Below are 24,540 nucleotides of genomic sequence, written 5' to 3'. Positions count from 1 at the left end.
CCTCTTATTCTTTCATAACATCTATACTAGGTTGTGTTTCACTGCTTCCTTTTTCCTTTTGGGTAACCGCTTTGAATTTTTTTTCTTTTAATTCATCACGTTTACCTCGCTTATCCTTTAATGAAGTATGTGTAGGATCTTGATTGTAATCTTTACGGCGGTTTAATCTTGTTAGGCCTTCTGGAACAAGATTAAAATGCTGATCATTCATAATACCAGCAATACCCGCAACAGATCTTTTTGCTTCCATCTCAGGATAAATTTCTTTAAAATAGCCTTCCGCTCTCCCAGGGATGTAGTTTTCCGGCTCAGGATAAGAAGTAATTACACCCTCAAAATTACGTAGGACGACCTTTTCAGGACTTTGAGAAATTAAATAATTGGGCTGTAACGCAATTTTCCCGCCTCCACCGGGTGCATCAACCACGAATGTTGGTACTGCGTATCCTGACGTATGCCCACGGAGTCCCTCGATAATTTCAAGTCCTTTAGAGACTGGTGCCCGGAAGTGTCCAATGCCCTCTGAAAGATCACATTGATAAATATAGTATGGACGTACTCGGATTTTCACAAGGTCATGCATGAGTCTCTTCATGATTGGAACACTGTCATTAATGCCTGCTAAAATAACAGACTGGTTACCTACAGGTACACCTGCATTGGCAAGCATTTCACAAGCTCTCTTAGAATCCTCAGTAATCTCAATAGATGTATTAAAATGGGTATTCAACCAAATTGGATGATACTTCTTTAGAATGTTGCAAAGGTTCTCTGTAATTCGTTGTGGGAAGACAACAGGTGCACGAGTCCCTATTCTAATTATTTCAACATGGTCAATTTCTCGTAAATTTTTAAGGATATACTCTAAAATATTATCATTTATTAATAACCCATCACCACCGGATATTAATACATCACGTACCTCCGGATTTTGCCTAATATAGTTAATGGCTGCATCCAGCTGTTTTTTTGGAACACCCATTCCAATTTGTCCTGAAAAGCGCCTCCTAGTACAATAGCGGCAATACATCGAACATTGATTGGTGACAAGAAAGAGAACACGATCGGGATAGCGGTGAGTTAATCCAGGGACAGGAGAATCTTCATCTTCATACAAAGGGTCTTCAAGATCATATTTTGTTTTATAAATCTCTTTTGATATAGGTACTGATTGCATTCTGATTGGACAACGTGGATCATCTGGGTTCATTAATGATGCATAGTAAGGTGTAATATTTAAAGGGATTGTTTTGGTTGAAATTCGTACCCCTTCTTCTTCTTCTGGAGTTAAATTGATTACTTTCTTAAGGTCATCTAAAGTACGAATCGTATTTGTTAGTTGCCAGAGCCAATCATTCCATTGCTCTTCTGTTACATCTTTCCAAAGTTCTATATCCTTCCAGTATCTGCTTGGTTTATATAAGAATTGCTTCATATTCATTTCCCCCTATCTGGCTTTACTAAACAATATGCAAGTTTCGTGCCAACGTTATAAAACAGGAGGAGAAGTACATTTTTCTAAAATTTCTTAAATTTCAGTTTTTAAAACATAAAAAAGTGCCAAAAATTCGGCACTTTTCAATCCATCCACTTCTTAATTTTGTATTGCAGTGTTTGTCTAGGAATCTCCAAAAGCTTCGCCGCTTGATTCACATTACCTTCACTCAATTCAAGAGCATTCATAATAAGTTCTCTTTCTAATACCTCCATATTTTTTCTTAACGACAAACTTTCAAACGGGTGATTACTCTTACCTTTTAAAGAGGGAGCATGATGTTTTAGCATCATCGGCAATTCTTCAACGCATAATTGTGTCCCTTCGCAAACATTCATCATGTATTCAAGCGTATGTTTTAGTTCTCTTACATTTCCTGGCCACTGATATTCAATAAAAAACAACTCCAGTTTCTTTTCCAAACCATAGATATTTTTCCCGAGTTTACGGTTAAATTCCTTCATAAAATAGTTTGTTAAAAATAAGATATCATCTTTTCTCTCTCTCAAGGGGAGAAGAGAAAAAGTGAACACATTTAACCGGTAATAAAGATCAGATCGAAGTTTTTGGTCTTGTAATGCAATACTCGGATGCACATTCATTGCTGCAATTACGCGTACATCTACAGAAATGTTTTGCGAACTTCCAACCCTTCTAACAATTCCGTCCTCTAACACCCTTAACAGCTTTGCTTGAAGTTCAATGGGCATCGTATGTAATTCATCTAGAAATAAAGTTCCCCCATCCGCGAGTTCAAATAAGCCTTTACGGTCCACAGCACCAGTATAGCTTCCTTTAGCTGTACCAAAAAGAATACTTTCTAATAAAGTTTCTGGAATAGCTGCACAATTTTGAGCTATAAATGCCCCCCCAGAACGGATGGATTCATGATGAATCCCCTGGACAAATAACTCCTTACCTGTCCCGGATTCCCCATAAACAAGGATAGGAGAATCTGATTTTGCAAGTTTCTTCCCTTCCTCTTTCGTGCTGATAAAAACGGGGTTTACCGTTTTTAAATCCGCAAATGTATAATTTACTTGTTTTATTACCTTTTTCTTGGTAGTCCTATTGACACCTTTTTGTAAATCTAATAGCCTTTCTGCAAGGAGCTTCATCCGTGAATAGTCTTTAGCAATTTCAACTGCACCGATAATTTCTTTTCCTAAAAAAATTGGTAAAGTGGTATTAATGGTATCAATTCTTGTACCATGGACATTAAGGTAAACCTGTGTTTGGTTGTAGATAGGCTTACCCGTTTGAATCACTTTTAATAGAGTACTAGATTCCTCTGTCAGGGAGGGAAATGCATCAATTAAATGCTTCCCTTGTACTTCCTTCACTTCCATGCCATCATGCTTAGCTGCCACTTCATTATAAAAGATGGTCTTTCCTTCTGTATTAACAACATGAATACCTTCATCTATACTTTTTAGAATAGCTGATAACACTTCTTCTGTTAAAGCTGTTAATTGAACCATTACATCACCTGCCCTTCTTGCCATTTTTAAGGTGCCAAAAATTCGGCATGAGCAGCCGAATTTTTAGCAGGTTGCCAGATTTTTCACCCACATATTCATATTTTCTAACTTATCATAAATATAACAATTATTCATTAACCTTCCACGATAGGAATATCCTAGCTGAAATAAAACGGCATTCATACCGAACGATAACGACCTCGCAATTGAATAAGAACAAAAGATTCCCTTTTTTTTCAATTCACCCTCAAGCTCTTGAAGAATCATCTTCATTAATCCATACTTCCTGTGTTCGGATATGGTGGCACAATCGGTTAATTCTGCATTCTTATAAAAAGAATTTATTTCTGCAGAGGCTGCACTGACAATTTTGCCTTGATGGAAATAAACGTAGTAAATCGTCCCATCTTCCATCGTCTTTTTTACATATTCAGGATCATGCAACGGTGTTGGGTATACCTGAAAGACTTGGCGATACAATGTGGATAACTCAGCAGCACAATTTTCATCTGCCTTCTTTAGCTCATATTCCTTAGGAGGATAGTTTTTCTCCATGGTGGGGTCTAATTGATAAATACTATGAATCATGCCATCCTCGGTTATCCAATGATCGTTTTTTTTACGGTCATGTGAATAAAATTTTGAAAAGAAAAAAGCATCTGAACCTAAAAAAAATCGATCAACCACTGCTTCAGGCTGTAGTCCATTTTCCATTAATATCATAAAATCATTGCTGCGTCCCTTCACAATGAGCTTTTCTGCATGTTGATCCTGCACTAGTTCCTCTACTCTTTTAAGAACCAATTGTATATTCCCGCGATAATCATCAACCCGAATCCTTTTGTTAAAAGGATCAAGGTAGACTTCGACAAAAAAGTTGCTTTCCTCAATATAAGTAGTGGATGCAGTCTGATTCATTTTTCTCACTCCTTCACTACTTCATCTTTTGAAAAAATGCCTGGCTTTGGAAATAGCCAGACATTTTTTATTTACTCACTCTTGAAGCTAATTAACTTTAATTCTGTCATTTCTTCAACCGCATACTTAATTCCTTCCCTGCCCATTCCACTAAGCTTTACTCCACCATATGGCATTTGATCCACACGGAAGGTCGGGATATCGTTTATCATAACCCCGCCTACTTCGAGTTTTTTAGCTGCCCTCAACCCATAATGTATATTATTTGTAAAGATTCCTGCCTGTAGACCGTATTTTGAATCATTTACAAGGTTAATTGCTTCCTCCATTGAACTGAAGCGGTTAATATGAACCACTGGAGCAAAGACTTCTTCGCAAGAAATCTTCTCCCTAACAGGAACATCTACTAGAACAGTAGGTTGAAAGATTCCATCATTAAAATTTCCACCTATTTTTAGATCTGCCCCATTGGCAATTGCCTCATCAACCCATTCTTTTGTACGCTCTACATCCGCTCTAGTTATAAGTGCGGATACATCTGTTTGTTCGTCAAGTGGATTACCCGCTTTTAATTTTTTCGTTTCTTCAATAAACTGTTCGACAAACTGATCTATCATTTTTTCATGTACAAAGACACGTTGAATACTTATACATACTTGACCTTGATAAGAAAATGCCCCCGTAACGATTCTTGGAATGATTTTTTCCAAACTTACCCCATCATCGACAATAACAGCGGAGTTGGAACCTAATTCAAGGGTTACTTTCTTTAACCCTGAATTTTCACGAATATATTTCCCCACCTTGGGACTTCCCGTAAAGGTAATCATCTTAATTCTTTCGTCTTTCATCAATATATCACCGAGCACACTGCCGCTTCCTGTGACCACATTTAATGCACCCGATGGCAATCCAGCACGATGAAAATATTCAGCAATTTTATAAGCGGATAATGGTGTCTGGCTCGCTGGTTTTAAGACAACTGTATTTCCTGCAGCAATGGCCGGGCCAACCTTATGTGCGACAAGATTCATAGGAAAGTTAAATGGAGTAATGGCTGCAATTACTCCAAGGGGTTCCCTAATCGTAAATGCAAGTCTGCCTTCTCCGCCAGGTGCAGCATCCATCGGAACTGTTTCTCCATGTATTCTTCTAGCCTCATGGGCAGCGAACGTGTAAGTCATGATGGTCCGGTCGACCTCAGCTCTGGCAGCTTTAAGAGGTTTTGCTGCTTCCTTGGAAATCAGCTTTGCACACTCTTCTCTTTCATTTTTTAGAAAACTGGCTACTTTTTCTAAAATCTCGGCACGTTTAAAGGCAGGGATTTCTTGCATATCCACAGTAGCTTGATGCGCTGCCGTGATGGCTGCCACAACATCTTCCTTTTCCGCAACGGCGATATCAGCTATATGCTCCAGGTTATATGGATTTTTTAATTTTATATAAGATAGGGTTGGTCGATATTCACCGCCAATCCATAGTGACTGTTTCAAAAGACATCCTCCAATCTTTTTGCATGTAAATCAAATAGCTAATCTCGACAACATACTCCGATGGCATTTTCCAGAACATCCAACCCTTCCTCTAATTGGTCATCTGTGATGACGAGAGGCGTTAGTAGTCGGATGATGTTTCCGAACAATCCTGCTGTCATAATAATAAGTCCATTTTGATGTGAGGTATGAATAATTTGTTGAACTAGTTCTTTATTTGGTGATTTTGATTTTGAATCTTTTACAAATTCGATAGCACACATAGCACCAATATTCCGAACGTCACCAATCTGAGGATATTGTTTCTTAAGAGCAGAAAATCGTTTTTGAAAAACCTCTCCTATATGTTCGGCCCTATCTAATAAATCTCCTTCCTCAATCGCTTTTATCACCTCAAGTGCAGCCACACAACCGAGCGGACTGCCCCCATATGTTCCTCCAATTTCTCCTACATTCGGTGAGTCCATAATTTCCGCTCTACCTGTTACGGCACTAATCGGAAGACCTGCCCCCAATGACTTTGACATAGTCATTAAGTCAGGCACAACATCAAAATGTTCTATAGCAAACATTTTACCCGTTCTGCCAAAGCCAGTTTGAACCTCATCAGCGATAAATAAGATTCCATGTTTTTCACATAGATCCTTAACCCCTTTTACAAACTGCTTTGACGGGATAACAAAACCACCTTCCCCTTGAATCGGTTCCATGATTACTGCAGCAATTTCTTCAGGTGGAACCTCACTTTGGAAGAAGGTTTCAAAGCGCTGTAAAAGATTTTTATCTAATTGTTCAGGCGTATCGAATTCAGAACGATAATAATAAGGATAAGCCCATTTATACGTTTCCGGTACGAATGGTCCAAATTCATATTTGTAGGGTTTCACCTTGCTCGTTAACGACATCGCCATGTACGTCCGTCCGTGAAAGGCTCTTTCAAAAGAAATGATTGCTTTCCTCCCAGTATACTTTCTTGCAATTTTCACGGCATTCTCGACAGCTTCGGCACCACTATTTAAGAAGAACGTTTTCTTTTGATGGTTACCCGGAGAAATCCGATTAAGTGTTTCCGCTAACTTAACATATGGTTCATACATCATGACATGGAAGCAGGGATGAAGGTAGGCATCAATTTGCTGTTTTAGTGCTGCAACTACACCCGGGGGACAGTGACCCACATTTAAGGAACCAATAGCACCTGCAAAATCAATAAAGGTATTACCATCAACATCCGTAATGAGTGCCCCTTCTCCCTTACTAGCAAACGTATGGATTGTATTAAACGGGCCTTTCGGTACATTTTGCGCTTTCCTGGTGAGTAATTCTACCGCATTTGGACCAGGAATCTTGGTTCTAAGTTGGATCGATCCCATTGGCTTCCCCCTCTTTTATTCACAAACTTCACACCACTTCACCAAGGTTAGAGCAATAATCTCGCTAGCCGCAAACAAATCCTCCAAATCAATGTGTTCATTCGCATCATGTGCTGTTTCGGTAATTCCCGGTCCGAATACCACTACGGGGGTATCACCAACAGTCGAAAGAATTCCACCATCTGTTCCCCATGGACTTGCTTCAACGATTGGTGGATCCCCTTTCACCACTATAAAACTCCTAGATAGTTCATTCATTAACGGGTGATCACTTTCTAAACTTCCCGGTAGCCACCTGCCTCCAAACCACTCAATTTGAAGCGGGTTTTCCTGTAACCATTCATCCGCTTCATTTAATTCCTGTAGGCATGCCTCCATTTCTAACTTGGCGGCTCGAATCGTTTCTTCTGGTAACACACCCATTCTCCCCTCAATAATGGCGGTGTCAGGCACTGAAGAAGGCCATTCTCCGCTGTTAATCATTCCAATATTGATAGGGATGGGAATAGGTATTTTTTCAAAGAGAGGGTCAGTAATCTTAGCATTTCTATCTTTCTCTAATTGTTGTAATCTTTGAATGACCCGCATTGATTTTTCAATCGCACTTACCCCTTCGTATCTAGTTCCACCATGTGCCGCCCTTCCCTTAACCGTGATTCTGAACCACATTGAACCCTGTTGTTTTGGGAATAATTTCATATTCGTAGGCTCAGGTATAATGGCTCCATCTGCCCTGTATCCTCGCAAGACGGCAGCTAGCGTTCCTGCTCCACCACTTTCTTCTTCTATGACACTTTGAAAAATTACATCTCCTTTTAATTTAATTCCATTTGCAATTAAGGATTCAATGGCTAGTAAAAGAGCCACATTCCCCCCTTTCATATCTGTAGCTCCTCTTCCATAAAGCTTACCGCACTCAATCACTCCACTAAATGGATCATGTCTCCAGTTTGATTCATCCCCAACAGGTACGACATCAATATGACCGTTTAAAATAATTGATTTCCCACCTCCTGCTCCTTTTAGAACGGCAACTAGATTAGGATTCCCTTCAAAGCTCTGACGGTCACAGCAATAAGCAGGATGGTTTTTTAGTTCTTCTCCGCCAATTTCCCATATATCAAGAATCAAACCCATCTGACGGCATTTTTCAATAACAATGGCCTGTGTACTACTTTCATTTCCCCTCGTGCTATTCTCCTGTACAAGGATTTGTAACAGTCTGGCCCCTCTCGCTCGATTCTCCTTTAACCAATGCTTGATACGGCTTTCATAGTTTTGCAAATCATTCACTCCTTCGACCTGCATCCGGATTAGTACGGAATTTTGCGGATTTGTTCTTCAATTTTGAACTGACATCCAGTTTTGCTTTTCACATCAGCTAAACTGTACGGCGCAAACAGTTCTGTCAAAAGTAACCCCTCTTCATTAACCTTGAATACAGCTAATTCTGTAATAATCAGATCCACACAACCTGCAGAGGTTAATGGTAAGGAGCAAGTTTCAACTATTTTTGGTTTTCCATTTTTATCACAATGATTCATAACAACAATGACTTTTCTTGCCTTCTGAGCAAGTTCCATTGCCCCTCCCATCCCTGGAACCTTCTTTCCGGGGACAATCCAGTTTGCTAAATCTCCTTTTTGACTTACCTGAAGTGAACCAAGAATGGTAATGTCCACTCTCCCTCTTCGGATCATTCCAAAAGCAATAGCACTATCGCAATAGGAACCGCCCTTGTTTAAGGTAACGGGAAATCCCCCTGCATTACATAGGTTTTCATCCTCTTCTCCTTTGGTCGGGCTTGGTCCCATTCCGGTAATCCCGTTTTCGGCATGGAACATAACCATTGTTTCCTCTGTTAAGTGGTTCGGTACTAATGAGGGAATACCAATACCTAGGTTAACGACCATCCCATTTTGAATTTCCTCAGCAGCTCTTTTTGCAAGTTTATCTCTAAGATCTATTCCCATGCCCATTTCCAATTCACCCCCTTCGTTGGAATGACATAATCAACAAATACTCCCGGGGTAATAATTTCGTCAGGGTTAAGACTTCCTATTGGAACAATTTCTTCTACTTCTGCTATCGTTAAATCCCCTGCCATTGCGACCAGTGGATTCGTATTGCGTGCGCTTTTGTCATAAATTAGATTTCCATACTCATCAGCCTTCTTGGCATAAACAATAGAAACCTCTGCAGTTAAGGCAGTCTCTATCAGATATTCACTGCCATTTAGTTGAATACGTGGTTTATTTTTCGAAACCATTTCATTATCCATCCCAATATCAGATAAAATGGCTGCTAATCCAACACCCCCTGCGCGGATTCTTTCTGCCAAAATACCCTGAGGGGAAAACTCCACTTCAAGCTTTCCTGCATGCATAAGGTCTCCTGCAATGGGATTAGAACCAATATGGGATGCAATGACCTTTTTAGCTCTGCCACGACTAACTATTTTTCCTATTCCTATATGTGGGAAACCTGTATCATTTCCAATTAAGGTGAGTTCTCGGATTTCCTTTTCCAGAATACCGTCAATTAATGTCGGGGGGGTTCCGACCCCTCCAAATCCCCCAAACATGATGGTCATTTCATCATGAAAAAATTTCAAAACTGCCTCTAATGTTGTAATTTTTCCGAACGAATTCTCCATTTACACATCACCAACCATTTCAGCATTTCTTTCATTTAAAAAGGCGGTAAATGTTTCTTTAAGTAAACTCACTAACTCTTCAATTTCTCTTTTTGTAATGATTAATGGCGGTGAAATAATAATAGAATCACCGTTCATCCCATCAATCCCTGCACCCGCAGGGTACACAATCAAGCCTTTTTCCTTAGCTAAAGCTACCATCTTCTGTGTAATTAATGCTTTTCTTGGATATGGTGTTTTATCAATTTGGTTCTCGACAAATTCAATACCAAGTAGTAGCCCCTTCCCTCGGACATCCCCGATAAATGGAAATAGCCCTTTTAGCTTTTCAATTTGATTTTTTAAATAAATGCCCTTATTTTCTACTTCACTAATAATCTTGTATTTTTCCAAGTATTCTAGAACGGCTAAGGACACAGCGCATGATTGGGGGTTCGCACTTAATGTATGTCCACTCATCACTGATTTTGATCCGGCCAATATAGGTTCCATCACCTTTTCACTCGCTACAGCTGCTGCTATAGGGGCATATCCAGCCCCCATCCCTTTGCCAAAAGCTACAATATCGGGGATTACACCCCAATAATCACAAGCAAGCATGGTTCCTGTCCGTCCAAAACCTGTCATCACTTCATCAGCTATAAATAGAATGTCATGTTTTTCGCATATCTCTTTAATCTTTTTAAAATAATCCTTTGGAGGGGCAATAGCTCCCCCTGCTGCACCAATAACTGGCTCGGCAATAAAAGCAGCTATTTGTTCGGCTCCTATTCTCAAGATGGCTGTTTCGAGTTCTTGTGCACAAAGAAAATGACAGGATGGAGCCTCAAGATTATAGGGACAGCGATAGCAATAAGGAGGATTAATCACTGGGAATTCTTCTAGCAGAGGAACAAATCTAGCTCTTCTCCCTGTGTGTCCAGACATAGAAAGCGCGCCAAGCGTAATCCCATGATAACTAACCCATCTTGATAACACTTTGTTTTTGGTTTGAATCCCTTTTTCTTGCCAGTATTGAATGGCCATTTTCATTGCTGTCTCAGTGGCCTCTGATCCGCTATTTACAAAGAAGCTCCAGTTCAGGTCACCTGGGGTTAATTCGGCAATTTTTTTGGCAAGCTTCTCAGCTGGTTCACTTGTAAATTGAGATCGATAGACAAAGGAAACTTTTTTAGCTTGTTCTTGCATGGCTTCAATGATTTCCTCTGTCCCATGACCAATATTGGCAGTTACTGCACCTGAGGCAGCATCCAAATATTTTTTCCCGTCCAAATCAAATAGATATATGCCCTTGCCATAATCAATAACAGGGTATATTTCATCCAACATTGGTTTGATTAGAAATGAGTTTTCCACTTTGACACCACTTTCTTTTACGAAATAAGTAAACCACTTATATAATTGTATGAAGTGATTTTTCATTCTATCTCCATGTGTTGAGATGACAGAAAAAAAACAGGCTTTTAAGCCTGTCTTTTACTTTTTATGGGTAATATTATAGAATTACACTTAGACTGCTGAAGGAAATGATGATATGAACACAATTAAAAAAATACAAACAAAATCCAAAGAGATCTCCACTATTCAATTAATTGTTATCTTTTATTTCTCTGCGTTAATTATTTCTACATTATTATTAAAAATCCCATTTGCACATCGTGAAAATGTTTCATTAAGTTTTATTGATGCCATGTTCACTTCTGCAAGTGCGATTAGTGTGACTGGACTAAGTGTGATTTCAATAAAAGATACATTTAATAACTTCGGAATATTTCTCTTATGCATCATTTTACAGCTGGGTGGATTAGGGGTTATGTCTTTAAGTACATTTTTATGGATCATGTTGGGGAAAAAAGTGGGCCTAAAAGAAAGGCAACTAATCATGATTGATCAAAACCAATCTAACTTGGCTGGTTTGGTTCAGCTTGCCAAAAGAATCTTCATTATCATTATTTCTTTTGAAATTATCGGTGGGATTATTTTAGGAATTCGGTTTTTACATTATTTTAAAAGTCCCTTGGCTGCATTTAAACACGGATTTTTCGCATCTATCAGCGCAACCACCAATGCAGGCTTTGATATCACAGGTGAGTCTCTAAATCCATTTAATAATGATTATTTTATTCAAAGCACAATCATTTTATTGATGGTTGTAGGAGCGATAGGTTTTCCGGTTATTGTAGAAGTTTTAGAATTCTTTTTAAGTCGAAAGGAAAAGAAGAAGTTTCATTTTACTCTGTTCACTAAATTAACAACGGTCACCTTTATCAGCCTTACCGTTGTGGGAGCTTTATTCATTTACCTATTTGATAGTCGCCATTTTTTTGTGAACAAAGAGTGGCATGAAGCCTTTTTCTATTCACTTTTCCATTCAGCTACAACAAAAAGTGCGGGATTGGCTACTCTAGATATCAACGAATTTACTCCAAGCAACCAACTTTTCCTATCTATCCTAATGTTTATTGGGGGATCACCTAGTAGTGCAAGCGGGGGAATTCGGACGACGACATTTGCCATTGTTATTTTAGCCATCGTCTTCTACGCCCAAGGGAAAAGTACAGTTAAAATATTCAGACGAGAATTACTTAGCGAGGATATTCTTAAATCCTTTATCGTTATTACAACGGGTGCCTTCCTTTGCTTAATTTCTATTTTAATTTTAACTATTACAGAGAAAGGTACCGTCATTGAGGTTATTTTTGAAGTTTCTTCTGCTTTTGGTACTAATGGTTTATCAATGGGCTTAACACCACGGTTAACCACATTTGGCGAAATTATGATCATACTATTAATGTTTATTGGGAGAGTTGGAATCGTTACATGCTTGCTTATTTTACGTGGTAAAAGCAGCAAAGAAAAGTTCAATTATCCGAAGGAAAAAGTAACGATAGGTTAAATTGATGTAAAAAAGAGGAGGTTTATATGGATAACCTCCTCTTTCAGTAAAAAACCAATAGTATTTTGCTGCTTAAGCCATAATTGTTACACGTTTTTGTTCCATTGGTGTTTTTTCAATGATATCCCTAGCAATCCAAACCCCACAAGCACTAGCCTGAGCAAGACCACGAGTAACCCCTGCCCCATCGCCACCAACATACAGACCGCTAATTTCCGTTTCAAATCGGTTGTTTAACTTTGGTCTTGCTGAATAAAATTTGGCTTCCACACCGTAGAATAACGTGTGTTCTGACGCAAGACCAGGGGTAACTTGATTCAGCGCCTCTGTCATTTCTACTAAACTTTTTAATGTATTATACGGAAGTACTAAACCAAGGTCTCCAGGGACTGCTTCTTTTAAGGTTGGCTCTAAGAAACCTTCCTTAATTCTTTTTTCTGTCGATCTTCTTCCTTTTAAGATGTCCCCGTACTTTTGTACAATTAGTCCACCATTAGAAAGGGTATTAGCAAGACGCGAAATTTCATGCGCATATTCATTCGGCTTATCAAATGGTTCAGAGAACGTATGGGAGACTAATAAAGCAAAATTGGTGTTCGGACTTCCAAGATTTGGATCTTTATAAGCATGTCCATTTGCTAACATAATACCCGAATGATTTTCCACAACCACATGTCCCGAAGGATTGCTACAAAAAGTTCGAACCCTAGTTCCTACCGATGTGTTAAATACAAACTTTCCTTCATACAAATGCTCATTAATTTCTTGCATAACAATGTTGGAAGTTTCCACTCTAACACCGATATCCACTTGGTTACTAATCATCCGAAGTCTACGAGATTTTAATAGATCAGAAAGCCACTTCGAACCATCTCTTCCTGGGGTAATAACCACTTTATCTGCATAAATATTTTTGTCCGCTTTCAGTTTTATACCTTTTACAATATGCCCATTTGCTGTTTTCTCTGTTATTAAATCTTCAACTTCTGTTTTAAATGACATCTCAATCTTTGTTGTTAAGTACTCAAAAATGCTTTTTAAGATTTCTAGATTTTGCTCCGTACCAAGGTGACGAACTTGGGCACGTAACAGTTTTAGCCCCGCAGCATAGCCACGGCGTTCAATATCCCTAACCTCATCTGTTAATGGGTCTGTAATGCTTTTTGTCGCACCATGCTTTAAATTAATTTCATCGACGTAACGAATTAACTCAACCACTTGAGAATCTGAGAGGTAATCTGTCATCCATCCACCAAATTCACTAGTTATATTAAACTTACCATCAGAATAAGCACCCGCACCACCAAACCCATTGGTAATGGAGCAAGCGGGCAGGCAACCTGCAAACTCTTTTCTTCCCGAAGCAGGTGGACATTTTTCAATTTTTTTCTGTAAGATTGGGCAATTTCTCCGATAAATATCATGTCCTTTATCCACTAATAGCACCTTTGCGTTCGGCATTTTTAGCGTAAGTTCATAGCAGGTAAAAATCCCTGCGGGGCCAGCACCCACTACAATCACATCATATTTCGCATTCATTGTCCAATACCTCCAAAGTCATTTTACTCATCCACTGGTAAATATATCAGACGATAATGGTGACGTCAACATTAAAAACGAACTATTTATAATAAAAATAATTTAATGTTCGTCTTTTGGTTCTTTTTCAGAAAAATAAGCATATAAAAAAAAGTGACTCATGGAGAACATCCATGAGTCAGTCCTTATCTATTTAGCAAAAGTTCCAGCTTGCTCCGATGATGATTAACAAGATGAACAATACAACGATTAACGCGAATCCTCCAAAACCAAAGCCAACTCCACAACCAGCTGCTGGGTATGCAGGACCACAGCACCCATCAAAACCACCATATCCGTATCCATGATACATAAACATTCACTCCTCGATAATTTGTTTCTTTTCCCTGTTACTTTATGAACTAGATACTTGACCTGTATGTGCATTCGCCTATATTATGAAAGACAATGATAAAAATTGCAGGTGAAACCATGAAATCAATGATTAAAAGTTTTATTAATGGGATCTTAACAATTGTTCCAATTATTCTCGTTTTCTATGTTATTTATAAGACCTTTCTCTTTTTAGACGGATTACTTGGCAATAGCTTGAAACCTTTTTTAAAGGAAGATTATATTCCTGGATTCGGATTACTAACCACCATCATCTTAATTACCTTTTTAGGCTGGCTGTCAACCAAATTTATTACTAGCAAGATCATCAAACTGATTGATCATCTACTAGAAAGAATCCCAATTGTGAAAACCATTTATTCAGTTATAAAAGATACCGTCCAATCCTTTCTTGGTGACAAGAAAGCTTTCTCCAAGGTTGCGCTTGTGGTCATTCCCGGAACTGACATGCGGAGTATGGGTTTTATAACTTCCGAACAGGTAGAGGAGTTTTATAGTCCTCTAAAGGATCATGTAGCAGTCTATATCCCACAAACCTTTCAGGTAGCTGGATTTACCTTCCTTATCCCAAAGGACCAGGTGGAGATTATCGATGTTAAGCCTGAGGATGCAATGAAATTTATCCTTTCTGGTGGAATGACCTCTACATCGAAACAAAAGGGAAAAGAATAAAGAACAAAAGGCGGAAGCGCCTCGTCCAGCCCCGACAGGCAAATGTTCTTCGGCGGGAAAAGTCCGCATTTTGACTTTTCTTGCCGAAGGTTATTTGACCCGAGGGGCTAGGCGCTGGAGCTAGATTCAGACTACTAGTTCTGTTATCCACACTCGGGCCTTTTTATAATTTCCTATCCAAAAATAAAAGCCGCTCAGCTGAGCGGCTTTTATTATTTTTCTTCAAATAGTTTTACGAATTCACCGTACCCTTCCTCTTCGAGTTTTTCCATTGGAATAAACCTTAAAGCGGCCGAGTTAATACAGTACCGTAATCCTGTTGGAAGAGGTCCGTCATCAAACACATGTCCTAAATGGGAGTCAGCAGTTTTACTTCTGACTTCCGTCCGAACCATAAAATGGCTGAGATCAGATTTTTCTACGACTTCTTCCTCTTGGATTGGCTTCGTAAAACTTGGCCAGCCACATCCTGCATCAAACTTATCTAATGAGCTAAATAAAGGCTTACCTGAAACTAGGTCCACATAAATTCCGTCTCTAGTTTCATTCCAATACTCATTTCTGAAAGGAGGCTCTGTCCCATTATTTTGTGTTACTTCATATTGAATTGGAGTTAATTCCTGCTTTAGCTTATCCTTATTTATCACTTTCATCTCCCCAATGCTTTTGAATAAAACCTGCCCTACCCGAGCCTATTTGATAGGACTCATAATGAGCGCGATTTTTCTTATAATACTGCTGATGGTATTCTTCAGCCGGATAAAAGGTCTTGGCGGACAATAGTGGAGTAACAATTGGTTTACTAAACTTACCACTTTCCTGCAACACTTTCTTGGATTCTTCAGCCAATCTTTTTTGCATTTCGTTATGGTAAAAAATCGCCGTTTGATACGATTGTCCGCGGTCATAAAATTGACCGCCAGGATCTGTTGGATCAATTTGCTGCCAAAATAATTCGAGTAATTTTTCATATGGAAAAACCTCGGGATCGTAGGTTATTTGTACAGCTTCATAATGACCGGTTGTATCCGTGCATACTTGCTGATAAGAAGGATTTTCTACAAAACCTCCCGTATATCCGGAAATAACACGTTTAATTCCAGGCTGTTCATCAAACGGTTTGACCATACACCAAAAACAGCCTCCGGCAAAAGTAGCGACTTCGTAGTTTTTCTCCAAATACCCCACCCTTTCTGTTGCTTTTAGTTTGTATTACAAGTATATAGAAAATTAATTCAAAAATAAAATCTGCTGTTTGAAACAAAAAGAGGCTGATACCCAGCCTCTTCGTTTCTATCTGCTCTTTCGTTGCTTGATTTGTTTATTAATGTTTTTCCACTGTTTTCGAACTTCTGCCTGAGCTCGTTTATCCGTTTTTCTCTCAATATATGCGAGCTCTTTTTGCAACTTATTATAGCTAGTTAACCTTTCAATCGAAACGTACCCATCTTCAATGGCCCTTACTACAGCACAGCCTGGTTCATCCTTATGTTGACAATCACGGAAGCGGCATTGTCCGGCCAATTCCTCAATTTCCGAAAAGGTTTCAGATAAGCCCTCAGCACTTTCCCACAACTGTAATTCTCTCATTCCAGGGGTATCAATGAGTACACAGCCGTTCGGTAAAAGGATCATTTCTCTATGGGTAGTCGTATGTCTTCCTTTATCATCACCAAGCCTTATTTCCTGTACCAGTTGCTTTTCTTTCCCTAGTAACCTGTTAGTTAACGTCGATTTCCCTACACCTGATGACCCAAGCAGGGCAATTGTTTTTCCTGGTTTCAGGTAAGGCTCTAAGCTAGCAAGTCCAAGACTCGTTTCCGAGCTGATTCGAATAACAGGTACAGCGCCCAAGGCAATAGCCTCCACTTCATTTAGTTTCGAATGGATGTCTGAACAAAGGTCTGCTTTGCTTAAAACAATTACTGGTGATGCCCCACTTTCCCATGATAACAATAAATAACGTTCGATTCTTCTTAGATTTAGATCCTCATTTAATGAATTAACTAAAAAGACCGTATCCACATTTGTAGCAACGATCTGCTCTTCTGCTGTGTCACCTGCAGATTTTCTTGAAAATTTACTTTTTCGTGGCAATACGGCCATAATTGTGCCCTTTTCTTCTGAATATCTAGGCTTCAAACAGACCCAATCTCCTACAGCAGGGAAATCATCACGGTTCTGAGCTTGAAAGCTAAATTTCCCTGATACTTCACAAAGCAGCTCACCTTGCTCCGTCCATACTCGGTACAAGTGTTTATGCTCAAGTGCTACACGTCCAAGAACTAATTCTTCACTTGTTTTAACATGATCAAAATCATTTTTTACTTTATCTGTTACTCCCATTGTTACTAAATTCATCTTAATTCCTCCAGCGAGAATGTATTTTTTACATAATAAAAAACCATAGGCACACACAGCCCATGGTTTTACTCGCATAGTGGAATCAAGGGTAGAAATCTCCCTAAATTGAACCTCTTTGGGCTGTGCAAACAATATTCACATCATGAGTTCTACGAATATTTCCAATTAACATTGCACTTCACCCGCTTTCAATCGTAATTATTTTAAGTATATGTTTAACTTATCCATTTGTAAACAAATAATGAAAAATTTTCAACATTCAACAAGAGATGGTAGACACCTACCTAAATAAGCATGAATAAATTATCATGTAAACCAATAGATAGGAGTTGAAACGAATGTCTGATAAAAGAACCTCTACCGATTATCTACAAAGAGCGGCAATGTATGATTTGTTGGCACAACACTATAAATATTCACTCCCAAACCTGCACATGCACTATTATGGCAAACATCTAAAATACATGAATAAAGCTTTGCAATTTATGCGGACTCCTCCCCCTCTATCTCAAACTGAGGCGAAAATACGCATCCTTCATACTTCTCCAGATGCACCCAATGTAGATATCTATATTAACGGGAAGCGAGTAATCAGAGACTTATCATTTAAACAGGTAAGTAATGAACTATCTTTAAAGGCAGGGAAATATCATATTGATATTTATCCAGCAGGGAACATGGTAGATAGTGTTTTAAATAAAAAAATAACAGTAGAGCCAGGAAAGTCCTATACCTTAACGGCTATAGACTCTGTAAAAAAATTACGCCTGCTGGTATTTCAAAATGAGCCTTCCACACCATTAAATGAAGCAAAGGTGCGTTTTATCCATTTATCACCAGATGCTCCTCCACTAGATATTGCCGTAAAGGACCAAGATGTAATCTTCCCTAAAGTCTCTTATAAACAAGCAACAGAATATTTAGGTTTAACCCCCATGACAGTTGACCTTGAAGCAAGGGAGGCGGGTAGTAAAGAAGCAGTTCTTTCTTTGCCAAGTGTTTCTTTTAAACCCAATGAAAGCTACACCATCATTTTTCTAGGCTTAGTAAAAGAGAAACCTGAAATCCATTATATTAGCGTGAAGGATTAAAAAAAAGAGAGGCTGACTATAAGTCAGCCCCCCTATTTCACCGGAACTAAAATGGTAAATGCGATATCATCTTTCTTTAAATCAAATTTATCTGCTTGGATTTTCAGATCACTTTTCAACTTTAATTGCTGCATATGAACGTAAACCAAGTGATCATCTGGACGAATATCCACTCCCCTAGGGAGCTTGTAATTGTCACTTATGAATGATAAAACGTAAGCAATTGGTAGATGTAATCGGCCAATCGCCATTGATTTTTGTTTAAGAACCAAATCGCCATTTTTTAACGCTTCAGGTACAAAAGTAAGTTTCATATTTAGTTCTTCACTAAAAAAAGGTATTGTTCCATATAGTTCCACTTCATCCCCAAGTACCACTTGGTACTCTATAGGTGAATCAGCAGCTTCTTCCTTCAAGTAATGATTGATTAGCTGATTAAGATCATTCTTATTTGATTTTACATGGAAGGATACATGATCATCCTCCTTTAAATCTTTTTGTTTGCTACTTTCCTTATTACTCGTTGGCATCATTATTAAAGATAACATGATAATAGCGATTAATACGTTGAGTCCTAACAAGAGAAGGAACCCAATCTTCCACTTGTTTTTCATAAATGTCTAATTCTCCTCTGTACTGACTGTATAAGATTTTCTCTCCAGATCAGGTAATACACTTTCTCCAAGTGTCTGATTCAACCTTTGTGCAATCAGTTCATATCCTTTGTTATTTGGATGGAAATTATCTGTATAGAAAAGGTCTTCGGATGCATTTAAGAACACATCCTCAATTGGGACAAAATATGCACGAGGATAATTGGCAATAACCATTTGACCAGTTTGGTTCCAATCGGCAACAATTTGATCCATCTCTTTAATATCTGAAAACCATTTGGCGAATGGATTATATAGGCCAACTAAAACGATAGATGCATCCGGATTTTCTTGTGCAATAGCCTCCATTATTTGAGTTAAATGGTCTTTATAATTTTCTCTTTCCTTCATAAAGTCAGAAACCTGAAGATTAGAGAAATGATCCTTTACAACTTTCATAATATCATTGCCGCCAATTGTCAGAATTACTAAATCAGCCTTCTTTATTGCTAATTTCATTTCCGGCGATTGTAGTCTTTTTAAAAGTTGAGTGGTTCGATTACCCTTTACACCAAAATTATAAAAATCAACTTCTTGAATCCCTTTTTCTTTTTCTAGCATTGATTCTAAATATGGTAAGTATCCACCTTTACCAGTACTATCCCCAATGCCTTTCGTTAAGGAATCACCTACTGAAACAATCGTTAGTTTACGCGGATAAAAATCAGCAGGAATTTGTTCAAAAACCTGTGCTGCTACCTTCTTTTCTTGATGAAATTCTAAAGGGTTAGATTGACTACATGAACTTAAAAATAATATCGAGAGAATTAGAGCGGTGAAATACTTTTTCATCTTTATTCACCTGCTTTCTAAACTAATTTTATTATACCACTACCCAAATCATTCAAAACAAATTTACACTATATCCTATTCTTGGTAAAAAAAATAGACCATTTCATTGGTCTATTGTAACGATTTTATATCAGAAATTATTTCTTCAAACGGGACATTCTTGTAGCCATTATAGGACTTTTTAATATTCCCTTTTTGATCGACCAAATAGATAGAGGTTCCATGAATCACTTGATTTCCTTCTTCCGGTTTTTTTACAAGAGCCTTATAGTTCTTCAAAGCAAATTCTTCAATAAACTCTTGAGAATAACCCGTTAGTAACGTCCAGTTTTTAAGATCGGCACCGAACTGCGTAGCATAGTTCTTTAATGCTTCTGGAGTATCCACTGAAGGATCGACACTGAAGGAAACAAACTCTACGTTTTCTAACCCTTTGTCGTTTACCATTTTTTGTAGTTTAGCCATATTAGCAGTCATTGGCGGGCAGACATCGGCACAGCTTGTAAAAATAAAATCTGAAATCCAAACCTTACCTTTTAAATCTTTTAATCCAACCGTCTTATGCTCCTGACTAGTTGCTGTGAAATCTTTAATAGGCCAATTAACGGCATTTTCTATTTCTTTTTTTCCACATCCAGCTAATAAAAGCATACCAACGATAACAAAATACAACAAATACCGAATCTTCATCTAATCACCTGCAACCTTTTCTATTCATTTCGTGAATAGTTTAACAAAGAAAGACAAAAGTGAAAAGAGAAAGAGTTTATTCAATCAATTACACCTGTTTTCTCAATCCTATTCTTTACTTGTACATCAAACTCAGCCTTTTTATATAGTTCTCTCCATTTCTCTTTGGATATTTGCTGGCCTCTGTAATGTACTTCATACTCATTTCCAAAGCCTATAGGATCAATATCTAGTTCCCTTAAATGATAGAGTAGATCCTCTACTTGCTTTTCCATTGCTTTGTTCATTTTTTTCTCTAGTAGCTTTACTGTCGCTGGTTTCGACAAATCCAATGGCTCTGTCATCTCTAATAGCCTTGAATCTAATTTTATTTCCACTTTGAATTTGAGATTCTGTTTGTCAATCAATTTTATTTTAGACTTGCTCCTTATATTATCAATCGTGAGGTAGATATTATTATACAAGGGGGTTTGTACTAAACCTTTTAACATAATATCTTGAAGTTCTTCTTTTTTGAAGCCTAATTCCAGTGTTCCGGCTTTGTATTTATCAACTAAAATCTTCAAAAAGAATAGCTGCGATTGCTTCAGCTCATCAACCAATCGATCCTCTCTGAATAGTCCGACGCCTGAAATAACCACGTCCCCACCTTGCATTTTTAAGATGGGAAGAACGGGATCTTTACCAATATCATAGTAATTATGATTAAATTCTTGTAAGGTGGGTGAGATAATTTGCTCTCCCTCGACATTCTGTTTGATTAAATTATAGATGTATGTGCCAAGGTTAATATTTGTTTTACTATAGTCAATTTTCATAATCTCCTCAGCTGTTTGGTCTGCAATTGTTAAATAAACCATGTTGCCAATAGCAGCATCACGGTTTAACGTATCAACTAATTGTATAATCCCTTTTTCAGCAAGTTCTCTACTATAAACAACCGACCGAAGCTGTCCTGAGACCAGTTTTTGGTTGGATTTAAGATTTTCTGCTTGCCTTAATCCTTTGCTTGTTTTTGAAATCGCACTTATAACCTTTGTTGCTGATTTAGCCATAGGATCAAACTTTTGTACGACTACAATTCCTTTAATTTGCTCCTTGCCTATTAAATCGTATCCGGCAGTAGTAATGAGGCCCAACTTTTCAAGCGGCTTTTGTTCCACACATCCTGTCATGATTGTCATGCAACAAGCAAGTAATAAAAGTAATTTACTTCTGCTACACTTCAGCATTCGATTTCTTCCTCCTTTGGAGCCACTTTTTCACAGAAACAATCACTGAAAGGAGTATTGGATAACAGAACGCTGCAACGAATCCAAGCTTAGCCGTGTAATCAGTTACTACATTCATTTGGTATCGAGCTTTAATAAAAAAGGTTCCTATCCAAACTAAAAGTCCAATAATCCAAATCCCTTTTTTCTGTTTCAATTGAAAGATTCGTTTAAGGCCTTTAGATGCGGCCCATAAATAACCGCACATATTTGGTAAAATAATTAACATCCAAAAGGAAACGGCAATAAATTCAAATCGTTCTAAGTTGGGCAATTTCACAATCTTGAACATCGATAAAACCGGCCAAATGGTTCGTGCTAAACCATTTTCTGAGAAAAACGCAATACAAACTAGAGTAATCAAAGTAAATATTGCAGTGGTATAAAGATTTCCTATCTGTGTGTACAGCATGACTTTCTTTTTGTCTTTTACATAAGGATAAAAGAACATAATTAATTCAAACCCCATGAGCGATAGAGTGGTTTTGTACATGCCTTTCACTAGCTGCATCATATTAATGTTCATAATGGGAAGAAGATGTTTGAAATCGGAATACCTAATAGGTACAATGATGAAAAAGTTAAGCCAAAAGGTTCCCAGTACTGATAGGAAGGCCACTCCTACAATTACACGAACACCACCAGTTACAGCATAAATAGTCAGAAGGATTAAAACTAAAGAAATTTGCCAGGTTGGAAGATCTGGAAAAATCCAAACTTGGATAATTTCTATATAATTCATAAGGATAATAAAAAAGCTAAGACTTAAATACAGCATATAGAAAATACTTAATGCATGACCTATCCATTTACCAAAAACATCAACATGGATTCCGTACAAATCAGCACTATCATATTTTCCAAGCATACGCACCATCATGACTAATACAAATGCAGTAAAAATCCCTCCAAGAAGGACAGCAATCCACGCATCATGTTTGGCTTCCATATAGACAACCCTCGGAAGTCCTACTAAACCTACTCCCGTTTGGATGGCATGGACAATAAACACGACAAGAAATGCTTCAAATAACAGTCCCTCTTTTGGATGTAAATTCACTTTCATCTTGACCGCTCCTATTCATCTACATCCTTCTTTTTATTCGCCTTTTTCTCTTTAAATCGACTACTATCTACTGGATGATTAGTAACTGGTCTAAAAGGCAAGTATTGAACGGGAAATTTAATGATACTGTATCCTAAGTCCCTCCAACGAAACGGGTAGACTGGCATAAAATACGGACTCCCTAAGGAAGTCAGTTTCAACAAATGAATAAGGAAGAAACAAAATGACAGCATGATACCAATACCACCCCATATACCCGCTAACAGAATAATCGGGAACCGAATCATTCGAATCGCGGTACCCATGATATAACTTGGAGAAGTAAAAGACCCTAGTGCACTCAGGGCAATAATAATAATTAATATATTACTCGTAAACCCAGCCTGAACAGCAGCTTGTCCGATGACTATACCACCAACGATACCCATGGTTTGACCCACTTTTGTTGGTAGTCTAGCACCAGCTTCTCTTAAGAGTTCAATAACAAATTCTAATAGCAAAGCTTCAAATACAGGAGGAAACGGAACATTCGCTCTGGATTGACCTAATGAAACAAGCAGGGGAGATGGAATAACCTCATAATGATAGGTCAAAACCGCTACATATGCTGGGGTTAATAAAACCGATAAAAAGATCGCTACAATTCGCAGCATTCTTAAAAATAGCCCCATGTTCCAGCGCATATAAACGTCTTCAGTGGACTCAAAAAAGCTTAAAAATGGGGTTGGTCCATATATCGCCGCAGGTGACCTGTCCATTAAGACCGCAACTTTACCTCTCATTAATGAAAGGGATACGCGGTCTGGAAGCTCGGAGGACATAATTTGTGGAAATACAGTCCAACTATTATCCTCAATCAACTGCCCTAATACGGTTGTATCTGGAATATAATCAAATTCTAAGTCATTAATTCTTTGTTTAAAGGTATTTATATTTTCTTCATCTGCAATATCCCTTATATATACAATCTTTCCAGGTGTTTTTACTCTGCTCCCAATACTTATATCTTCCATACATAATTCTTTATCCTTAAGATTACTTCTAATGATATTTAAATTTCCTATTAGCGACTCTGTAAAAGAAATCTTCGGTCCATAAACTAATGATTCTGTTTCCGCTTTTTCTAAGGATCTCTCTACTGTTGTACCGATATTCGCGAGGATTCCGAACGGCTCACCTTCAATATAAATATAGGCATAGCCCTCAATTAAGGAGGAAACGACTTCCTTTAATTGATTGGCTGCTTGCAGTTCAGCAATAGGTAAAATCTGTGCCAGATTTTCTGTTGTCCAATCCATTGAATCTTTTTGCTGTTGAATAGCTAATAAAATAAATTCGTCTAGACTGGTTTTATCTATCAGGCTACTAAGGAAAGACACAAGAATTTTTTTACCATCTTTTTTTAAGGTTCTAAAGTTAATATCTGAACATGCTCCCAGTTCATTGTTTAACTGCTCTTTAAGTTCATCTACATCAAAACTATGCTTTTTAAATTCATCGGATTGATTATTTTTGGATTTTCGCTTAAACATTGTCAGCACCTTTATAATTACTATTTTTTTTAGGTTTACCGAAAATCCTATTTTTACCCATTATAAGGATACCTTTATTTGCATAGTGGTTTCTTTACAAATGACAATATGATACAATGAATGAGTGTTCATTCATTGTATTTGTTTGACCAAGGATACAGTTTT

23 protein-coding genes are annotated in these 24,540 nt (G+C 38.0%); 3 read left to right on the top strand and 20 right to left on the bottom strand.

Translation table 11 applies throughout. The features are described from left to right. Positions 1-4 precede the first annotated feature (4 nt). The 9 genes from ablA to RCG25_RS09925 all read right to left on the bottom strand — a co-directional run bounded on the left by ablA (position 5) and on the right by RCG25_RS09925 (position 10,772). Positions 5-1,435 (bottom strand): lysine 2,3-aminomutase, encoded by a 1,431-nt coding sequence (gene ablA / locus RCG25_RS09965; protein ID WP_308083512.1) that lies wholly within the window; start codon positions 1,433-1,435, stop codon positions 5-7. Positions 1,436-1,578: 143 nt separating this feature from the next. Next, positions 1,579-2,976: a sigma-54 interaction domain-containing protein gene (locus RCG25_RS09960; protein ID WP_308083511.1), complete on the bottom strand. Its 1,398-nt coding sequence runs from the start codon at positions 2,974-2,976 to the stop codon at positions 1,579-1,581. Positions 2,977-3,039: 63 nt separating this feature from the next. After that, complete coding sequence (gene ablB, locus RCG25_RS09955; RefSeq protein ID WP_308083510.1) at positions 3,040-3,894, bottom strand: putative beta-lysine N-acetyltransferase; 855 nt, start codon at positions 3,892-3,894, stop codon at positions 3,040-3,042. 71 nt (positions 3,895-3,965) lie between these two features. Then, on the bottom strand, positions 3,966-5,387 hold the full coding sequence (locus tag RCG25_RS09950; RefSeq protein WP_308083509.1) for an aldehyde dehydrogenase family protein: 1,422 nt from the start codon (positions 5,385-5,387) through the stop codon (positions 3,966-3,968). 38 nt (positions 5,388-5,425) lie between these two features. Then, positions 5,426-6,760: a 4-aminobutyrate--2-oxoglutarate transaminase gene (gene gabT, locus RCG25_RS09945; protein WP_308083508.1), complete on the bottom strand. Its 1,335-nt coding sequence runs from the start codon at positions 6,758-6,760 to the stop codon at positions 5,426-5,428. Between the two features lie 15 nt (positions 6,761-6,775). Continuing rightward, positions 6,776-8,044, bottom strand: a complete 1,269-nt coding sequence (locus tag RCG25_RS09940; RefSeq protein ID WP_308083507.1) for a peptidase — start codon at positions 8,042-8,044, stop codon at positions 6,776-6,778. 29 nt (positions 8,045-8,073) lie between these two features. Continuing rightward, the gene (locus RCG25_RS09935) at positions 8,074-8,739 is read right to left on the bottom strand and encodes a 3-oxoacid CoA-transferase subunit B (RefSeq protein ID WP_308083506.1); all 666 of its coding nucleotides are present in this window, start codon (positions 8,737-8,739) and stop codon (positions 8,074-8,076) included. Then, complete coding sequence (locus tag RCG25_RS09930; protein ID WP_308083505.1) at positions 8,724-9,416, bottom strand: CoA transferase subunit A; 693 nt, start codon at positions 9,414-9,416, stop codon at positions 8,724-8,726. Before RCG25_RS09930 ends, RCG25_RS09935 begins: the two co-directional genes overlap by 16 nt. Continuing rightward, positions 9,417-10,772 (bottom strand): aspartate aminotransferase family protein, encoded by a 1,356-nt coding sequence (locus RCG25_RS09925; protein WP_308084147.1) that lies wholly within the window; start codon positions 10,770-10,772, stop codon positions 9,417-9,419. Between the two features lie 178 nt (positions 10,773-10,950). Between RCG25_RS09925 and RCG25_RS09920 the strand changes: the two genes are divergently transcribed. Beyond that, on the top strand, positions 10,951-12,312 hold the full coding sequence (locus tag RCG25_RS09920) for a TrkH family potassium uptake protein (RefSeq protein ID WP_308083504.1): 1,362 nt from the start codon (positions 10,951-10,953) through the stop codon (positions 12,310-12,312). Positions 12,313-12,384: 72 nt separating this feature from the next. Here RCG25_RS09920 and RCG25_RS09915 read toward each other — a convergent pair whose 3' ends face one another. Both RCG25_RS09915 and RCG25_RS09910 read right to left on the bottom strand, forming a co-directional pair. Continuing rightward, on the bottom strand, positions 12,385-13,851 hold the full coding sequence (locus RCG25_RS09915; protein WP_308083503.1) for an NAD(P)/FAD-dependent oxidoreductase: 1,467 nt from the start codon (positions 13,849-13,851) through the stop codon (positions 12,385-12,387). A 193-nt stretch (positions 13,852-14,044) separates the two neighbouring features. Beyond that, complete coding sequence (locus tag RCG25_RS09910) at positions 14,045-14,203, bottom strand: YjcZ family sporulation protein (RefSeq protein ID WP_308083502.1); 159 nt, start codon at positions 14,201-14,203, stop codon at positions 14,045-14,047. A gap of 119 nt (positions 14,204-14,322) precedes the next feature. Here RCG25_RS09910 and RCG25_RS09905 point away from each other — a divergent pair, with 119 nt between their 5' ends. Then, entirely contained in the window at positions 14,323-14,916 is a 594-nt protein-coding gene (locus RCG25_RS09905) for a DUF502 domain-containing protein (protein WP_308083501.1), read from the top strand. 212 nt (positions 14,917-15,128) lie between these two features. On the opposite strand, the gene msrB is transcribed toward RCG25_RS09905, so the two are convergent. The 3 genes from msrB to rsgA all read right to left on the bottom strand — a co-directional run bounded on the left by msrB (position 15,129) and on the right by rsgA (position 17,277). Further along, positions 15,129-15,569, bottom strand: coding sequence for a peptide-methionine (R)-S-oxide reductase MsrB (msrB, locus tag RCG25_RS09900; protein WP_308083500.1), 441 nt, complete (start codon positions 15,567-15,569; stop codon positions 15,129-15,131). Next, positions 15,553-16,044: a peptide-methionine (S)-S-oxide reductase MsrA gene (msrA, locus tag RCG25_RS09895; RefSeq protein WP_374121068.1), complete on the bottom strand. Its 492-nt coding sequence runs from the start codon at positions 16,042-16,044 to the stop codon at positions 15,553-15,555. Before msrA ends, msrB begins: the two co-directional genes overlap by 17 nt. A 165-nt stretch (positions 16,045-16,209) precedes the next feature. After that, a complete protein-coding gene (rsgA, locus tag RCG25_RS09890) occupies positions 16,210-17,277 on the bottom strand; it encodes a ribosome small subunit-dependent GTPase A (protein WP_308083498.1) in 1,068 nt (355 codons plus the stop codon). 341 nt (positions 17,278-17,618) lie between these two features. On the opposite strand from rsgA, the gene RCG25_RS09885 reads away from it, so the two are divergent. Further along, the gene (locus RCG25_RS09885; RefSeq protein WP_308083497.1) at positions 17,619-18,371 is read left to right on the top strand and encodes a DUF4397 domain-containing protein; all 753 of its coding nucleotides are present in this window, start codon (positions 17,619-17,621) and stop codon (positions 18,369-18,371) included. Between the two features lie 32 nt (positions 18,372-18,403). Here the strand turns inward: RCG25_RS09885 and RCG25_RS09880 are convergent, their stop codons facing one another. The 6 genes from RCG25_RS09880 to RCG25_RS09855 all read right to left on the bottom strand — a co-directional run bounded on the left by RCG25_RS09880 (position 18,404) and on the right by RCG25_RS09855 (position 24,375). Continuing rightward, complete coding sequence (locus RCG25_RS09880; RefSeq protein WP_308083496.1) at positions 18,404-18,985, bottom strand: YpmS family protein; 582 nt, start codon at positions 18,983-18,985, stop codon at positions 18,404-18,406. Positions 18,986-18,991: 6 nt separating this feature from the next. Beyond that, positions 18,992-19,816 carry an SGNH/GDSL hydrolase family protein gene (locus RCG25_RS09875; protein WP_308083495.1) on the bottom strand — a complete coding sequence of 275 codons (825 nt, stop codon included), beginning with the start codon at positions 19,814-19,816 and terminating at the stop codon, positions 18,992-18,994. A 111-nt stretch (positions 19,817-19,927) separates the two neighbouring features. Continuing rightward, entirely contained in the window at positions 19,928-20,506 is a 579-nt protein-coding gene (locus tag RCG25_RS09870; RefSeq protein ID WP_308083494.1) for an SCO family protein, read from the bottom strand. Positions 20,507-20,586: 80 nt separating this feature from the next. Next, positions 20,587-21,738 (bottom strand): Ger(x)C family spore germination protein, encoded by a 1,152-nt coding sequence (locus RCG25_RS09865; RefSeq protein ID WP_308083493.1) that lies wholly within the window; start codon positions 21,736-21,738, stop codon positions 20,587-20,589. After that, positions 21,725-22,843 (bottom strand): GerAB/ArcD/ProY family transporter, encoded by a 1,119-nt coding sequence (locus tag RCG25_RS09860; protein ID WP_308083492.1) that lies wholly within the window; start codon positions 22,841-22,843, stop codon positions 21,725-21,727. The genes RCG25_RS09865 and RCG25_RS09860 overlap by 14 nt, the downstream gene beginning before the upstream one ends. 11 nt (positions 22,844-22,854) lie before the next feature. Next, positions 22,855-24,375, bottom strand: a complete 1,521-nt coding sequence (locus tag RCG25_RS09855) for a spore germination protein (RefSeq protein ID WP_308083491.1) — start codon at positions 24,373-24,375, stop codon at positions 22,855-22,857. Between the last annotated feature and the right edge of the window lie 165 nt (positions 24,376-24,540).

The sequence above is a fragment of the Neobacillus sp. PS2-9 genome (genome assembly GCF_030915525.1).
GTDB lineage: Bacteria > Bacillota > Bacilli > Bacillales > Cytobacillaceae > Neobacillus.
Note: the sequence above shows the minus strand (reverse complement) of the source record. Positions and strands in the feature narration are given on the sequence as shown.

Bases quoted from the DNA above. Each gene is read 5' to 3' on its own strand.
- ablA (WP_308083512.1), bottom strand. From the start codon at position 1,435: ATGAAGCAATTCTTATATAAACCAAGCAGATACTGGAAGGATATAGAA.
- RCG25_RS09960 (WP_308083511.1), bottom strand. From the start codon at position 2,976: ATGGTTCAATTAACAGCTTTAACAGAAGAAGTGTTATCAGCTATTCTA.
- ablB (WP_308083510.1), bottom strand. From the start codon at position 3,894: ATGAATCAGACTGCATCCACTACTTATATTGAGGAAAGCAACTTTTTT.
- gabT (WP_308083508.1), bottom strand. From the start codon at position 6,760: ATGGGATCGATCCAACTTAGAACCAAGATTCCTGGTCCAAATGCGGTA.
- RCG25_RS09935 (WP_308083506.1), bottom strand. From the start codon at position 8,739: ATGGGCATGGGAATAGATCTTAGAGATAAACTTGCAAAAAGAGCTGCT.
- RCG25_RS09930 (WP_308083505.1), bottom strand. From the start codon at position 9,416: ATGGAGAATTCGTTCGGAAAAATTACAACATTAGAGGCAGTTTTGAAA.
- RCG25_RS09920 (WP_308083504.1), top strand. From the start codon at position 10,951: ATGAACACAATTAAAAAAATACAAACAAAATCCAAAGAGATCTCCACT.
- RCG25_RS09915 (WP_308083503.1), bottom strand. From the start codon at position 13,851: ATGAATGCGAAATATGATGTGATTGTAGTGGGTGCTGGCCCCGCAGGG.
- RCG25_RS09910 (WP_308083502.1), bottom strand. From the start codon at position 14,203: ATGTATCATGGATACGGATATGGTGGTTTTGATGGGTGCTGTGGTCCT.
- RCG25_RS09905 (WP_308083501.1), top strand. From the start codon at position 14,323: ATGAAATCAATGATTAAAAGTTTTATTAATGGGATCTTAACAATTGTT.
- msrB (WP_308083500.1), bottom strand. From the start codon at position 15,569: ATGAAAGTGATAAATAAGGATAAGCTAAAGCAGGAATTAACTCCAATT.
- msrA (WP_374121068.1), bottom strand. From the start codon at position 16,044: ATGGTCAAACCGTTTGATGAACAGCCTGGAATTAAACGTGTTATTTCC.
- rsgA (WP_308083498.1), bottom strand. From the start codon at position 17,277: ATGAATTTAGTAACAATGGGAGTAACAGATAAAGTAAAAAATGATTTT.
- RCG25_RS09885 (WP_308083497.1), top strand. From the start codon at position 17,619: ATGTCTGATAAAAGAACCTCTACCGATTATCTACAAAGAGCGGCAATG.
- RCG25_RS09880 (WP_308083496.1), bottom strand. From the start codon at position 18,985: ATGAAAAACAAGTGGAAGATTGGGTTCCTTCTCTTGTTAGGACTCAAC.
- RCG25_RS09875 (WP_308083495.1), bottom strand. From the start codon at position 19,816: ATGAAAAAGTATTTCACCGCTCTAATTCTCTCGATATTATTTTTAAGT.
- RCG25_RS09870 (WP_308083494.1), bottom strand. From the start codon at position 20,506: ATGAAGATTCGGTATTTGTTGTATTTTGTTATCGTTGGTATGCTTTTA.
- RCG25_RS09865 (WP_308083493.1), bottom strand. From the start codon at position 21,738: ATGCTGAAGTGTAGCAGAAGTAAATTACTTTTATTACTTGCTTGTTGC.
- RCG25_RS09860 (WP_308083492.1), bottom strand. From the start codon at position 22,843: ATGAAAGTGAATTTACATCCAAAAGAGGGACTGTTATTTGAAGCATTT.
- RCG25_RS09855 (WP_308083491.1), bottom strand. From the start codon at position 24,375: ATGTTTAAGCGAAAATCCAAAAATAATCAATCCGATGAATTTAAAAAG.